The 13,751-nt window shown below is 70.0% G+C and carries 16 protein-coding genes and 1 pseudogene; 8 read left to right on the plus strand and 9 right to left on the minus strand.

Features of this window, described 5'->3' with window-relative positions; translation table 11 throughout:
* From ACFWZ5_RS07405 to ACFWZ5_RS07420, 4 genes are all read right to left on the minus strand, one after another.
* A partial coding sequence (locus ACFWZ5_RS07405; protein ID WP_384890509.1) for a hypothetical protein occupies window positions 1–550 on the minus strand: 550 nt, incomplete at its 3' end.
* 1,008 nt (window positions 551–1,558) lie between these two features.
* Window positions 1,559–2,035, minus strand: coding sequence for an Imm63 family immunity protein (locus ACFWZ5_RS07410; protein ID WP_384788335.1), 477 nt, complete (start codon window positions 2,033–2,035; stop codon window positions 1,559–1,561).
* 1 nt (window position 2,036) lies between these two features.
* Window positions 2,037–2,753: a dihydrofolate reductase family protein gene (locus ACFWZ5_RS07415; protein WP_384890515.1), complete on the minus strand. Its 717-nt coding sequence runs from the start codon at window positions 2,751–2,753 to the stop codon at window positions 2,037–2,039.
* Window positions 2,669–2,953, minus strand: a complete 285-nt coding sequence (locus ACFWZ5_RS07420) for a hypothetical protein (protein WP_384890511.1) — start codon at window positions 2,951–2,953, stop codon at window positions 2,669–2,671. The genes ACFWZ5_RS07415 and ACFWZ5_RS07420 overlap by 85 nt, the downstream gene beginning before the upstream one ends.
* Window positions 2,954–3,080: 127 nt before the next feature.
* Here ACFWZ5_RS07420 and ACFWZ5_RS07425 point away from each other — a divergent pair, with 127 nt between their 5' ends.
* Window positions 3,081–3,617 carry a hypothetical protein gene (locus tag ACFWZ5_RS07425; protein ID WP_384788329.1) on the plus strand — a complete coding sequence of 179 codons (537 nt, stop codon included), beginning with the start codon at window positions 3,081–3,083 and terminating at the stop codon, window positions 3,615–3,617.
* Here the strand turns inward: ACFWZ5_RS07425 and ACFWZ5_RS07430 are convergent.
* A pseudogene (locus ACFWZ5_RS07430) lies at window positions 3,586–3,681 on the minus strand (IS5/IS1182 family transposase); the annotation flags it as partial. The gene ACFWZ5_RS07425 and the pseudogene ACFWZ5_RS07430 sit on opposite strands and share 32 nt — an antisense overlap.
* Before the next feature lie 588 nt (window positions 3,682–4,269).
* Between ACFWZ5_RS07430 and ACFWZ5_RS07435 the strand changes: the two are divergent.
* Entirely contained in the window at window positions 4,270–4,584 is a 315-nt protein-coding gene (locus tag ACFWZ5_RS07435) for a hypothetical protein (RefSeq protein WP_384788326.1), read from the plus strand.
* 239 nt (window positions 4,585–4,823) lie between these two features.
* Window positions 4,824–5,375 (plus strand): GNAT family N-acetyltransferase, encoded by a 552-nt coding sequence (locus ACFWZ5_RS07440; RefSeq protein ID WP_384788323.1) that lies wholly within the window; start codon window positions 4,824–4,826, stop codon window positions 5,373–5,375.
* A 78-nt stretch (window positions 5,376–5,453) separates the two neighbouring features.
* On the opposite strand, the gene ACFWZ5_RS07445 is transcribed toward ACFWZ5_RS07440, so the two are convergent.
* Window positions 5,454–6,113 carry a TetR/AcrR family transcriptional regulator gene (locus ACFWZ5_RS07445; RefSeq protein WP_384788320.1) on the minus strand — a complete coding sequence of 220 codons (660 nt, stop codon included), beginning with the start codon at window positions 6,111–6,113 and terminating at the stop codon, window positions 5,454–5,456.
* Window positions 6,114–6,262: 149 nt separating this feature from the next.
* On the opposite strand from ACFWZ5_RS07445, the gene ACFWZ5_RS07450 reads away from it, so the two are divergent.
* Entirely contained in the window at window positions 6,263–7,342 is a 1,080-nt protein-coding gene (locus ACFWZ5_RS07450) for a serine hydrolase domain-containing protein (protein ID WP_384788421.1), read from the plus strand.
* Window positions 7,343–7,421: 79 nt separating this feature from the next.
* On the opposite strand, the gene ACFWZ5_RS07455 is transcribed toward ACFWZ5_RS07450, so the two are convergent.
* Window positions 7,422–8,351 carry an NADP-dependent oxidoreductase gene (locus ACFWZ5_RS07455; protein ID WP_384788317.1) on the minus strand — a complete coding sequence of 310 codons (930 nt, stop codon included), beginning with the start codon at window positions 8,349–8,351 and terminating at the stop codon, window positions 7,422–7,424.
* A gap of 91 nt (window positions 8,352–8,442) precedes the next feature.
* Between ACFWZ5_RS07455 and ACFWZ5_RS07460 the strand changes: the two genes are divergently transcribed.
* Window positions 8,443–8,823 carry a winged helix-turn-helix transcriptional regulator gene (locus tag ACFWZ5_RS07460; RefSeq protein ID WP_384788314.1) on the plus strand — a complete coding sequence of 127 codons (381 nt, stop codon included), beginning with the start codon at window positions 8,443–8,445 and terminating at the stop codon, window positions 8,821–8,823.
* Between the two features lie 80 nt (window positions 8,824–8,903).
* Here the strand turns inward: ACFWZ5_RS07460 and ACFWZ5_RS07465 are convergent, their stop codons facing one another.
* Window positions 8,904–9,353, minus strand: coding sequence for a MarR family winged helix-turn-helix transcriptional regulator (locus ACFWZ5_RS07465; protein WP_384788311.1), 450 nt, complete (start codon window positions 9,351–9,353; stop codon window positions 8,904–8,906).
* Window positions 9,354–9,508: 155 nt separating this feature from the next.
* Here ACFWZ5_RS07465 and ACFWZ5_RS07470 point away from each other — a divergent pair, with 155 nt between their 5' ends.
* From ACFWZ5_RS07470 to ACFWZ5_RS07480, 3 genes are all read left to right on the plus strand, one after another.
* Complete coding sequence (locus ACFWZ5_RS07470; protein ID WP_384788309.1) at window positions 9,509–10,735, plus strand: sensor histidine kinase; 1,227 nt, start codon at window positions 9,509–9,511, stop codon at window positions 10,733–10,735.
* Between the two features lie 15 nt (window positions 10,736–10,750).
* On the plus strand, window positions 10,751–11,449 hold the full coding sequence (locus tag ACFWZ5_RS07475; RefSeq protein WP_384788307.1) for a response regulator: 699 nt from the start codon (window positions 10,751–10,753) through the stop codon (window positions 11,447–11,449).
* A 155-nt stretch (window positions 11,450–11,604) separates the two neighbouring features.
* Window positions 11,605–12,204, plus strand: coding sequence for a hypothetical protein (locus ACFWZ5_RS07480; protein ID WP_384788304.1), 600 nt, complete (start codon window positions 11,605–11,607; stop codon window positions 12,202–12,204).
* 110 nt (window positions 12,205–12,314) lie between these two features.
* Here ACFWZ5_RS07480 and ACFWZ5_RS07485 read toward each other — a convergent pair whose 3' ends face one another.
* Complete coding sequence (locus ACFWZ5_RS07485) at window positions 12,315–13,511, minus strand: hypothetical protein (RefSeq protein WP_384788301.1); 1,197 nt, start codon at window positions 13,509–13,511, stop codon at window positions 12,315–12,317.
* Window positions 13,512–13,751 lie beyond the last annotated feature (240 nt).

A 13,751-nucleotide genomic window follows, 5' to 3' on the forward strand; every position in this document is an offset into this window, starting at 1 on the left:
GTGCGGTAGCGGTGACGGCATGCGGGCCCGGGGCCCAGTCGGCTCTGGGGGTGTACGTCCACGTGGTGCCGGTCACGCGCGCCTCACCCGGCAGCGGAGTACCCCCCTCAGCGAGGGTCACGTTCTCCACCCCGGGATCGGCCGTGCCCGTGACCTGCTGCCGCAACGCGGTCACCGTCGCGCCCTCCCCCGGAGAGACGATCACCGGAACGGCCACTCTCGGCGGTATCGCCACGTCGAAGGTCACGTGAGTGGGCCTCGAATAGATGTCGCCATAGTGGTGATCGAACCGGGCACGGTACGAAGCAGTGGCGGAGACCCAGTGGGCGCCTTCCGTCCAGTCCGTTTCCGGAGTGTACGTCCAGGTATGACCGAAGACCGGAGTGGTGCCCAGCAAGTTACCCCCCTCCTCGATACTGACCTGGTCGGACGGCGAGTCGGCCGTGCCGGTGATCGGCTCCCGCGGATCGGTCACCGTCGATTTCTCGCCTGGGGAATCGATCACCGGGGCAGGGGGATTGGGCGGGTGGTGCATCGTCTGCTCTTCCATGAGCGGTTTCCCTTGTCCGATGCTCCTGCGAGGGGCGGCGTTGGATGTTGCGGCGCCTTCTGGATTCAGTGGGGGTGTGCCGCCTTCGGCTCCGGCGGGTGGCCGCAAGGTGTTCTCGCAGGCGACGGCCCGGTCGCGGCGTGGTTCTCGAAGCATCGCCGCACGACGGATCGGCTCAGGTGCGGGGCACGACCGACGGGCAGAACGGTTCGGGAGCCGCCGCAAGCCACGGCCCCGGCCACATGACGCGGGGTGAGGATGGTCCTCGTCCCCGCGCGGACCTGGCATGTCGCCTTGATGAATGAACAAGGCTCGCGGGCGAGCCACTTCGCGTCACCCATGACCGCAAACCATAGGCGCGCGCACCCCAAGTCGGCGCAGATTCAAGGGGTTTGGCCCGTTCAACTCCATGGCAGGCGCGTTTTGTGCGACACCCGGCGCCCCGAGCTGAAGGCCGCCGCAGAGAACCTCGCAAACCACGACTCCAAGAGGGCGTAGAGCCCACTCAACAGCGAGCCCTCACGCCGCTTTGATCGTTCACCATTGCAGGCGCAACTCACCTTCAGGCGCACCTCGTTGTGCGCACGACACGACAACTAACGGCAACCTGTAACCCGTTGCGACCAGATGCGAACCGACTCTTGCCTGCGTCCTGACTGCCGCCCCAGCGGCCGCGGCAGGCAACACCCCGGACGCCCAGCGACCATCCGCTGTGACATCAACCCCGGGGTCTACCCCGTCCACCTGCACAGCCCGATGCTGGAAGCGGGTGAGGTCTGGGGCCGCCTCAGGGTCGAACCCGACGGGGAAACCGCCCTCAAGACCTGCCGTGACCAGCAGCAGGCCGGCCGCAGGCCTGATGGCAGTGGGGGCGGGCGGCTTCCTTCTTGTGCAACGGCGTCGACGGAGGAGCTACCAGGCCAGTGACGAAGGAAGCTGCCATGCGGGGCAAGGTGGCGCGTGTTCCCAGTTCAGCAGCGTGGACCGTTCGGCGTGCCGCTGCGGGCATCAGCACGGTTCACGTAGCTTGTCGCGCAGTTTGCGCCAGTGCCGGGCGAGGAAGGACTCGTCGGCGGCTTTGATCGCGACCCAGTCAGCGAGGGGGTGGGCGTCCACGTCCTCCAGCCGGACTCCCGGGCATCGCACGGGGATGTCTGCCCGGAACTCCTCGGCCCACTGGTCGTCGAGGAGACGCAGGAGTCCGACTTGCTTGGCGTTCCAGCCGATCCGCGTGTCCCGGCCCTCGGGCCACCTGTCCCGCTGACCCAGCTCCCAGCGCATGGCCATGGACCGGGTGGCGTCGAGGGCGACCCAGCGCATGGCCTCGTGAAGGTCCTCCGTGGTGGCGAGGCCGTATTTCACGCCGCGCTCCATCAGGGTCCAGTGGATGACCCCGTCGTGGACCTCGATCCAGGGGTAGGAGCCGTCGCGGATGGTGAACCCGACCAGGTCACGCCTGCGCCCGTCGTAGAGCTTTGCGGACATGTCATGCACCGCGGCTCGCACATCCTCGACCGTTATCGTCATAGCGACGATTATTGCACCTGTCCGATGACCTGTTCTGCCGCAGCAATCGCCGAGCGCTCCGCCGGGAGTTCCAGTCAGGAGCGTGTCGGCACAGCCCATCGCCCAACGCACTTCGAGACAGATACCTGAGGTTTTCGGCCTCCTCGAAGCACGCCGACGTGCACGGGCACGGTACGCGGCGCGGCCAGGGCGGCCGTGGCCCGGTCCGTCGCGGACACCGGCGCGTCCGGGGGATGAGCGCGGCGTCCAGGTCCTGCGAGTACCGGTAGCCGACGGAGACCCCGTGGCCGCCGGTGGTCTCGGGCAGCAGCTCGACGACGTACGACTTCGAGCGGGGGTCGGCGTCCGGGAGGCCGCGGCCCTGCTCGGGGTCGTCTTCGAGCGCGCGGTGGGACGGACTCGACGGCGCGGCCTGCTCGCTCGGCGACAGCTCGGGGCGGGCCTTGTCGGCGGCGTCGGAGTAGAAGGCGTGGGTTACCGAGTGGGCGAGGCCCGGTGGTGCGAAGCGGACGCCGTCGCCGTCGCCGAGCAGCACCGGCAGCACGTACACCAGGATCTCGTCGACGAGGCCACGCTGCAGGCGCTGGGCGGCTACGTCGGCGCCGAGGATCTCCAGGTTCTTGTCGCCGGTGGCGCGGCGTGCCGTGCCGTGGCCACGGCCCTCTCGATGTCGCAGGTCAGGAAGGTGACGTCGGGGTCCGGCTCGGCGGGCGGGCGGTGGGTGAGGACGACCTGCACCCCGCCGTCGTAGTCAGTGTTCTCGTCGGACATGCGCTTGCCGACCTCGTACGTGCCCCGGCCGATGAGCATGGCGCCCGTGGCCGCCATGACCTCCGGGAACGTCACCGACGTCATGCGCTCGAAGATCCAGTCCATCGTGTGGCCGGACCGGCGATGAACCCGTCCAGGGACATCGCCCTGTTCACGGCCACTGTGCCGGTGCTCGCATCCGTCATGCGCATTTCTCCAGGCAGGTGGAGGGCCGGGGTTGCATCCTAGGTCGGTGAGCAACATCTTCTCCGGCGGCAGCCACGACCTGGACCTGTCCAATGGCGCCACCGCGGTGTTCATCGACGTGCTGATGCTGGCCGTGTCCGATCTCGCCTCCGAGGACTGGGACTTCCGCTTCGCGGCGCTGCTGACCCTGCAGGACCAGAACGTCATGGGGCGCGGTGCCGTCGGGTTCGACCTGGCGGAGTTCGACTGGGGCGCGACGGAGCGGGAACGCGCCCGCGCGAAGGACTTCGTACTGCGTGCCACCGCACTCGCGGCGAGCGGACATCGCTGGAGCGAGCTGGACTACCACCCGCCCCGCGTCCATGACTACCTGCACCGCTTCACGACCATGGTGGAGTCCTTCACCCCGCCCGCCGACAGCAGCGCCGCGCGCGGCTTCCCCGGCCCGGGCGAGGCCGCGATGGCCTCGTGCGTGCGCCACCGCGTCCTCAGCGCGCTCCCCCTCTGGGACGGCTGCTTCCTCTGCGATCGGCCGCACCAGGGCCTGTCCGGCGGAGCCATTGGCGTATCGCGACCGCGGTGACGGTGCCGTGGAACACCTGGGCGCTCTTGTCGTATCTGGTCGCGACAGCCCGGAAGTGGTTAAGGGTGGGGAGAGTCTCCCCGGTCCACGCGGTTGCCACGTCGCGGATCTCGCTCAGGAGTTCATCGATGCGGGTGCGCTGGGTGGTGATTGCTGTGTACGCGGCCTTGAGTGCGTCCTCGGCGTTCAGCGCGCGTTCACGCCAGGTCGCCTCGCGTTCGTCGTCCTGGTCGGCGAGGGTCCATGACCGGTGTTCGCCGGCTTGGGTCATCGTCGCGGAGAAGGCGCGGGAGACGTTCGCCCCGCGAGCGATGGCGGCGTGGACTCGTTGAACGGCGATGTCCGTCTTGCGACGTCGGGCTGCCAGGGCTGCGGCCGTGCGGCCTCCACCCTGAGTGCCCCCGGCCAGACGCGTTGGCGTCGGCCGGGGCGCTTGGCGTACGCCACCTCCACCCGAACGGTGAGGCGGATCACAGGCGGAGGATTATGCACATCGATCGCGGCCAGTAGATGATCTTCGGCGGGCCCGGCGGGGGCTTATGCCTTTCCGGTGATTCGGCCTTTCCGCCCCCCTGAGAGGAGGCGCCCGGCCGCCCGCAAAGGCGATTCGACAGACGAGTCGCTGATCTCACCCACAGAAGGGACATGTGAAGTGAAGTTCTCGACCGTGCGCAACAAGGCCGCGGCATCCGTCGGTGCCATCGCCCTGACCGCGTTCTGCGGCGTCATGACGGCCTCCCCCGCCCAAGCCGCCAACCCGGGCTACCGCTGCACCAACTGGAAGACGACCACCCATGGCTGGACCGCCAACTGCACCGTGACCAGCGGCAAGGCGCGCGCCATGGCGGAGTGCTACGACGGCACGTCGCACTACGGACGTTGGATGGGGCGCGGTAACTGGAAGTTCGGCATGAGCTGCGGCAAGAGCAAGCTGGGCGCCTATGACGTGGAGTGGAAGAGGGCGTAACCCCCGCCCCGCACGCTCTGCGGTACCGGCGCTCTGCGGTACCGCACTCGTGGGCCGGATGCTGTGGTCAACCACGGAATCCGGCCCACGGGTATGCGGGGGCGAGGAAGCGGAGATGGCCCGGCACCGCGCCCTGGGCGCCATGCGCCACCGACCTCGGCCGCCGAAGAGCCGATCAAGGTGGGCGAGGTACTTCTCTGCACGACTGAAGTGTCAGTGGCGGATGCCATGATCTCGGAATGGCCTCCGACTCCTTCACCATCCAGCAGGTCACGATGCCCTGTGACGTCACCCCCGAGCTTCGGCAGGCCCTTGCCGAGTGCTGGATCGAGGTCACCAACGCGGGCGGCGCGGCCGGCTTCCCCTTCCCGCCTGTCGATGCCGCCACGGTGATGCCGGCCCTCGACGGCATCATTGACCTGCTGTCCCCGGACACCAGTCGACTTCTTACGGCGACGATGGCGGACGAACTTGTGGGCTGGCTCAACGTTCGCCGCGACCGGTTCGAGCTGATCGCGCACTGGGGGACTCTGCACCACGTCCAGACCCGCCCTGCGGTACGCGGCCACGGCGTCGGGCGTGGTCTCGTGAATGAAGTGCGCAGGATCGCCCGGGACGAGATGGGCCTGGAGCAGCTGCACCTCGCCGCCCGTGGCGACGAGGGCCTGGAGGACTTCTACGGGCGGCTCGGCTGGAAGGAGATCGGTCGGTGGCCCGGCGCCCTCCGGCTTGCTCCGGGCGACGATCGCGACGATCGCGACGAGGTCCTCATGGTTCTCGCCCCCCTCTGAGCCACCTCCCTCCGGCTCCGGGCGGTCGACTGCTCGTCGATCGGACCGCCCGTTGCCGACGCCCCGGAGTCGGCCGACTCAGCTCGGGGGGATCGCGGCCTCGATGTGGGCGAGTTGGGCGGCGAGGATCTCTTCGAACGCGGCGCGGCGGTCCACCCCGAGGGGGCGGACGTCACGGGCGAAGTGCGCCAGCGCGGGGAAGCGTTCGGGGTCGGCACCGAGTACCGCGACGCGGAACAGCTCCATGCCCTGTTCGCGCTCTTCCGGGGTGATGGTGCTGACTCCGGCCTCGGAGGCGATCAACGCGGCGATGAGCACCGCGAGCCGGTGGTAGCGCGCCGGGATCTCCTCGTCGGGCAGCCCCGACTCGCGCAGGGCCTGCAGCACCTCTTCCACGACCAGCCGGGAACCGGCGCCGCCTGACGCGTACCGCCCCCAGACCGCGGCGAGCTGGGGCTGCTGGCCGAACGCCTCTCTCACGCGCAGGGCGAGGGCGGTAATGCGCTGCTTCCAGTCACCCTCGGCCCGGTAGCCGTCCATGGAGGCCAGGAGGATCCGGTCGGCGACCGCGCGCAGCAGTTCGGTCTTGCTGCGGAAGTGCCGGTAGAGACTGGAGGAATCGGTCCCCAGGGCCGCGGCCAGCTTGCGCACGCTGAACGACTCCGTGTCGCTCGTGCGCAGCAACTCCACTGCCGCATCCAGGATTTCCTCGGTCGACCAACGCCTTCGACCTGCCATTTCGCCCCTCTCGTCGGGCGCAGTCTAACTTATGCACTCGATGTTGCACGCACCGCGTGCATAATGAGGGCACATGGAGCTCACCCGAGCAGTGCGAAAGGACGCATGCTGTGAGGAACTCGCTGGATTTCGCGGCGCTGGACGCCGCCATGGAGAACGTCCACCGCGCCGGGATGCCGGGCCTGTTCGCCGAGGTGCGTGACGGCGACCAGGTCTGGCGCGGCGCAGCCGGGGTCGCCGATGTCGCCACCGGTCGCCCCGTCACCACCGACATGCGGCACCGCGTCGGCAGCGTCACCAAGACCTTCGTTGCGGCCGCGGTCCTGCAACTGGTCGAGAACGGCCGGATCGGTCTCGACACACCGATCGGCAAGTACCTTCCGAAGCTGGTTCCCGGAGAACGCGGCGACGCGATCACGGTCCGGATGCTGATCAGCCACACCAGCGGCCTCGCCGAGTACCTCCCGTACGCCTACCCCTCCTTGAAGGCGATGCCCACCATCGCGGACACCGGACCCCAGAGCCTGGACGACCACCGGCTCACCCGGTTCGACCCCACTGAACTGATCGAGATGGGGGTCACCGCACCTGCCGTCAGCGCCCCGGGCGGCAGGCCGGGGGTGTACTCCAACACCAACTACCTGCTCCTCGGCGAGCTCCTGGAAGAGGTGACCGGCACCACGGCCGAGCAGTGCATCACCCGGAACGTCATCGAGCGCGCCGGGCTCCGGGACACCGCATTCCCCGCCGGGCCGCATGTCGACGGGCCGCACTCGCAGCTCTACGAGTCGTGGTTCGGCATGATCGACCCGCCGCGCGACTACAGCGTCTTCGACATGTCATGGGCGCGGCTCGGGGGCTCGCTGATATCGACCGTCGCGGACCTCAACCGCTTCTACGGCATGCTGCTGGCCGGGGAGATCGTCAGCCCGTCGTCGCTGGCGCAGATGCAGCGCACCGGCCCGGTCGTCTCCCACGAGGGAAAGACGATCGACTACGGCCTCGGCCTGTACCCGATGGAGGATCCCGGTCAGGACACCTTCTGGGGCAATGGCGGCACGGTCTGGGGTGGTGGGGCGCTGGCCATGACCCGCAGCGACGGCAAGCGGCAGATGGCGGTCGCGGTGAACCTCCAGAGGTGGAACAGGCTCGACTCCTCCGGCAAGCCGCAGCCCCATCCCATCGACGACGCGCTTGCGACTCTTTACCGCGTGGCGATGTACGGCTGACCGTTCCGGTGTCGCCCTGCTCGGGGTGACACCGGAGTCGGGCCGTGGGGCCTCGATCACGTGCGGCCGCGCGACGGGATCAGACGGTGAGGACGAGTTTGCCCTGGAGGTGGCCGCGGTCGAGGAGCCGGTGTGCGTCGGCGACGCGTTCGAACGGGAACGTCTGCTGTACGTGGACTCGGAGCCTGCCCTGGTCGACCAGTTCGACGAGGGCGCGCAGCGCGACCGGATCGGGGTCGACGGCGATGCCGCTGAAGCGCATGCCTGCTGCCTCGTACGTGGCGATGAGCGCCGCATCGTCCTCGGCGACCGCCGTCACCAGGTGGCCGCCCGGGCGGAGTACTTCGAGCGACTGCCGGGCGGTGTCGCCGCCGATCGTGTCGAGTACGACGTCGATGTCGCGGACCGCCTCGGTGAAGTCGGCCGCCCTGTAGTCGATCACCTCGTCGGCGCCGACTTCCTCGACGAACGTCCGCTTGCTCCCGCTGGCGGTCGCGACCACGTGGGCGCCGAGCGCTTTCGCGATCTGGATCGCCACGTGGCCGACCCCGCCACCACCGCCGTGGATCAGCACGCGGTCGCCCTCGGTCACGCCGCCGAGGTCGACGAGGCCCTGCCACGCCGTCAGCCCGACCACCGGGAGCGCCGCCGCCTCGACGTGCGAGAGCGACGCCGGCTTGCGTGCCAGGTGCAACGCCGGCGCCGACACGACTTCGGCGTACGCGCTCGCCGCCCGCGGGAACAGTGGCATCCCGAACACCTCGTCGCCTGGCCTGAGCCGCCACGTCCCCGGCGCCTCCTCGACCACGCCGCTGATGTCCCAGCCGAGGGTGAACGGCGGTGGGCCGATCAGCGGGAACTCACCGGCGCGCAGGCGTGCTTCCAGCGGGTTCAGCCCGATCGCCTTGACGCGGACCAGGACCTCGGTCGGGAGGGCCTGGGGCTCGGGCACGTCCACAAGGGTGAGGACCTCGGGACCGCCGAGGACCTGCTGGGTGATGGCTCGCATGACTCTCCTGGCTTGGGAATGGGGGGGAGAAACCAGGCTAGGAATGCGCTAGGAACCAGCAGGTGCCTGTGGCGCGGGTACCTTGGGCGCCATGAGCGGTTTCGGTCCCGGGGATCCCTTTCTCGCCGACTGTCCGGCGCGGATGGCGGTCGAGCTGATCGCCGACACATGGACGGTGGTCGTGCTCTACGGCCTCAGCAAGGGCCCGCTGCGCCATGGCGAGTTGGTCGAGGTGATCGGCGGCATCTCCCGCAAGATGCTCACCCAGACGCTCCGCCGGCTCCAGGCGCACGGACTCGTCCACCGCCGCGCACATGCCGAGGTGCCGCCCCGCGTCGAGTACGAACTCACCCCGCTCGGGGCGACGCTGATCGATCCGATCCACATGCTGACCGAGTGGGCGAGGGCGAACGGCGACGCGGTGCTCGACGCGCTCGACGCCGACCCCGAACCGGTCACCCATAGCGGCTGAGGCCCCCGCGGCTCCCTGCGGACGAGCGGCGAGCCGGAACCTGCCCCTGCCCGGATACGCCGACGCCTGCGACGACACCGTCAGGCGAGGTGGTCGGTGACGCGCCGGAGTACGGAGACCGCCGTCGCGTACTCCTCGTCCGTGATGTCGCCGAGGAGCTCCGCGCGTACCCGGCCCATGTGTTCCTTCGCCGTCGCAAGGCCCTCGTGGCCCCGTTCCGTGAGGGTCAGCCGGCCGTCCGCGCCGACGCCGAGCCAGCCCCGGTGCACGAGAGCGTCGGCGCCGTGGACGATCACCTGGGGGCCCATGCCGTAGGGCACGTCCAGGGCGCGGATCTCCTCCCTGGTGAGGCCGTGCTCGGCCCGGACGATGTTGTTGAGCGCCCACCACTGGGGCTGAGTCAGGTCGATGCGCGCCAGGACGGCCTGCGAGTGTCGCAGGATCGCCTCGGTGGCGCGCCAGGCAACCAGCGCGATCGGCCGCTGGTCGAGCGTGGTGGCGTCATTCTGCGGGGTGCTTGTGGTCGTCATGATCGCGAAGCTAGGACCTCAAGTTCAGTTGAGGTCAAGGCGACAGGTTTCCGATCAATCTCCGGACCACCGCCTCATGTAAGTCCGAGGCCGGCTGACGGCAACTCAACCGTGGGGCTGACGACAGGGGTGGTGCGCGCACCTACCATCCCCCGATGCAGGTGAGATCAGTGCCGTCCGTGCGCCTTCAGCGGGTCGTCCACGCCGTGCTCGCCGTCGGGGTCGCGGTGAGCGGAAGCGTCGCGGGGCACGTGTATCACCCCGAGGGGTGGGAGCCGTTCGACGTATGGGCGTACCTGCTCACCGGTCTGGTCGCGCTGCCCCTGGCGTTGTGCCGCTCGGCCCCCGTCGCGGCCCTCGCCGTCTCCTGCGCGGCGTACGCCGGGTATCTCGCGCTCGGCTACCAGCCCTCGCTGAACTGGTGGGCTCCGATGATCGCCCTGGTGAGCGTGGCTTCGGTGCGCGCGCCACGCGTGTCGTTGGCCTCGTCCTCGCTGACCGGCGCCGTGATCCTGTACAGCGGGGTGTGCGGGCGCCTCCCGACGGCCTTGGTCCTCGCCCAGGGGATTCTCCTCCCGGCGATCGCCCTGGCCTTCGGGCACGCGCTGCGCCTGGTCGCGCAGCGCAATCGTGAACTGCGGCGGCTGAGCGAGCAGTTGGCGAACGAGCAGGCGGCGCACGCGCGCACCGCCGTACTCGGCGAGCGGGTCCGCATCGCCCGCGAACTGCACGACGTCGTCGCCCACCACCTGTCGGCCATCTCCGTGCAGGCCGGCCTGGCCGCGTACGTCTTCCACAGCGACGGCGCGACGGCACGGTCGGCCCTGTCCGCCGTGGCCGACTCCAGCCGGGAGGCCCTGGACGAGCTGCGGCGCCTGCTGTCGATGCTGCGCGTGGACGACATCGGTGACGAGCAAGGGGGTGGCGCGCCGCGGCACGCTCCGCCCGGGCTCAGCCGCGTCGGCGAGCTCGCCGAACGGCTCGAAGCGGCCAACGTCAGTGTCACCGTCCGCACCCAGGGCACCGTCCGGAAGCTGGCCCTGGGCCCGGACCTGTGCGCGTACCGCGTCGTCCAGGAGGCCTTGACCAACGTGGTCAAGCACGCGGCGCCCACCAGCGCGTACGTACACATCACCTATGAGCCGGACCACGTGACGGTCGCCGTACGCGACGACGGCAGGGCGCGCGGCGACGGCCGTGAACCAGCCATTTCGGCGCCGGAGAGCGGGTACGGCTTGATCGGGATGCGGGAACGGGCGAGCCTCTGTGGGGGTTCGCTGTCCGCGGGGCCGCGGCGCGAAGGGGGGTACGAAGTCCGGCTCACCCTTCCGACCAGCGCCGCGCCGCCGGTGCCTGCCGCACCGGACGGCGGCGAACCGTAAGGGGGGAGCTCGTACATGACCAGTGTTCTCGTTGTCGACGACCAGGATCTGATCCGGGCGGGAGTGGCCGCGCTGGTGCGTGCCACGCCCGGTTTCACGTCCGTCATGGAGGCCGCGGACGGTGAAGAGGCGGTGGCCCTGGCCGAGCAGCACCGGCCCGACGTGGTGCTCATGGACGTCCGGCTGCCCGGCATCAGCGGGCTCACCGCGGCGGAGCGCATCCTCGCCCTGGACCTCGCTCCCTCACCGCGTGTCATCGTCCTCACCACGTTCGACGTGGACGAGTACGTGTACGACGCGCTGCGCATCGGCGCCTGTGGCTACCTCCTCAAGGACACCCCGCCGCAGCGCCTGCTCGGCGCCATCGCCACCATCGCCGGTGGCGACGCGCTGTTCGCGCCGACGGTCGTGCGCCGCCTCATCGAGGCGTACACACCCCGTTCAGGTGCCGCGCTGCGCCGTCCCGAGCAGTTGGCCGAGCTCACCGCGCGTGAACTCGACGTTCTCACCCTGGTGGCACGCGGCCTCACCAATGATGAGATCGCCGCCGAGCTCTTCCTCAGCGAAGGCACCGTGAAGACGCATCTGCACCGCATCATGTCCAAGCTCGACCTCAAGAGCCGCGCCCAGGCCGTGGTCGTCGCCTACGAGAGCGGGCTCGTGGTGCCGGGTTCCGCGTCGGGCCCGTCCGGCCGTCCGACGCCGGGCAGCTGAGCCGCCCACCTGCCACCCGCCAACTGCCGCCCAGGTTTACCCCAGTTACGTGCTCGGTTGACAAGCAACATCTAACCCACGCATGACGCGAACCATGCGGTCCGTCTCCTAGGTTCTCGTGTCGACCACACAACCGGAAAGCAAGGGGGAAACACATGGCAGGCACGAAGAGTCGCGTCGCCGTCGCGGCGGCAGGCGGGGTGCTCATGCTCGTCACGGGCGTGGGCACGGCCGAGGCGGGATCGGGGGCGCCGGCAGCCTCGCGCTTCGCCGAGCAGGCCGAGTCCGCGCACCTGACCAGTGCGCAGACCACGGCGCTGCAGGCGGACGTGGACCGCTACCTGACGAAGATGGGCGGGACCCAGGTCGCGCTCAACAAGATCGACCTCAACGGCAAGGGTGAGGTCCTCGTCGCACTCAAGGGCGAGGCCCACCCGCGCGACTTCGCCTCGGGCGACGGGACGCGCATCGCCGCCGACCCGTGCAGGACCGGGCCGGTGTCCGGGATCTTCTGCGCCTACCAGCGCGACAACTTCGCGGGCACCAGGATCGACATGGTCACGTGCAATGAGCGGTACTACGTGTCCACCTGGGGCAGGGGCGGCTCCTGGATCAATGACCAGACCCACAGGCCGAAGCGCGAGGCCCAGATGTACAACCCCAGCGGCAGGCTGATCTACACGACGCCGCCCCCGTACAGCTCGGACGCCCACGGCGACTGGAACCCCGTCCGGTACGTGATCCCCTGCCGCTAGCAGGCCCCTCCACACAGCGGCACCCCCGGTCCGACCTCGGACCGGGGGTGCCGCGCCGTACCAGCAGCCGCAGCCGCTTCTCGGACAACGGCGGGGAACCCGTCGCCTGCTCAGCGCAGCGTGCGGACGAACACATCCCCGATCAGGTTCGTGTCGTCGGGGACCAGGCCGGGGTGGTAGGAGTCGAAGACGGCCGTCGACTCGTCCGCGCTCAGCGCCGCTCGCCCCACGGTCACGGGCTTGCCGTCCTGCCCCGGTGACAGCAGTTCCTCGTGCCCGGTGCGCGGGTCGCGCAGGACGAGACCCAGTGTGCCGCGGTCCGCGTCCGCCGTGTTCAGGAGGACCTTGGAGCCGTCCGCCGACAGAGCCGACAGGAGGGTGAGGTCGGTGCGGGCGTGGCCGTCGTAGCGCTGGAGCATGCCGGTGCGCAGATCGCGGACGAAGGCGTTCCAGGACGTGCTGGTATCGCCGTTGGGATCGTCCCCGGGGACCAGGTTGGTGGCCACCGAACTGAAGCCGACCTTGGAACCGTCGGCGCTCAGCACCGGACCGACCGCCGACCGGTCGGCGGGCGCGCCGTCGTGGGTGACGTCAGCCTGCACGGTCTTCCCGCTCACCCGGTCGTACACCAGGATGTCGCCCTTGTCGTCGTCGGACGGCCCCGAGTAGCCCTCCAGATAGGCCACCTTGCGGCCGTCGGCGCTCATCGACACTTGCTCGCACCCGCCGTCGGAGGAGCGGCTGACCCGCCGCACCTGCTGCGTCGAGCGGTCAAGGAGCATGATCCGGCAGGCGGACGCGCCGCCGTCGTCGGCGGTGGACCGGGCCGTGAAGGCGACGTACCGTCCGTTCGCGCTGATCGGGGCCAGGCCGTGCGAGACGCGGTAGCCCCCGTCCAGCGCGGGCGCCAGGCGTTCGCTCCGCCCGGTGCGCAGGTCCAGGAGGTGGACGGAGTACGTGAGCGTCGTCGGCGACCACGAGGTGAAGGTCAGATGGCGCCCCGACGCGGACAGTTGCGGTGCGTGGGTCGACTCGCCCGGCACCACCACGCGCTGGAGCGGTGCGCCGGGAGCCGTCCGGTAGTAGACGCTGGTCCGCACGTCCGTACCGGGCACCAGGTTGGTCGCCGACGACATGAAGGCCACGACGCGTCCGTCCGCGCTGACCACCGGATCCACCGAGTGGTGGTTGCCGCCGGTGCCGTCAGGGGCCACGCTGATCCGTTCGGTGCGCGGGGTCCGGTCGCCGCCCGCGGCTCCCGCGGGCCAGGCCAGGCCGGTGAGGGCGGCCGCCAGGACGGCGGTCACGGACACACGTATGGACACACGTAAGGCAGGTCTCATGCGATGGCTCCCCCTTCGGGCACACGACGGCCGCAACCGCCCAGCACCCCCTTGCCCCCGCCCTGCGCGGAGGACTCACGCGATCAAAGCGCGGGGTCCGCCCAAGGTCAATGCGTTCACGCCCGTGGGGGGGGGGGTTTTAGGGGCCGGGGGTCCCCCCCGCAACCACCAACCCCCCCCCCAGGGCGCGCGCCCACCCCCCCA

Source organism: Streptomyces sp. NPDC059003 (genome assembly GCF_042740445.1).
Taxonomy (GTDB): Bacteria; Actinomycetota; Actinomycetes; order Streptomycetales; family Streptomycetaceae; genus Streptomyces.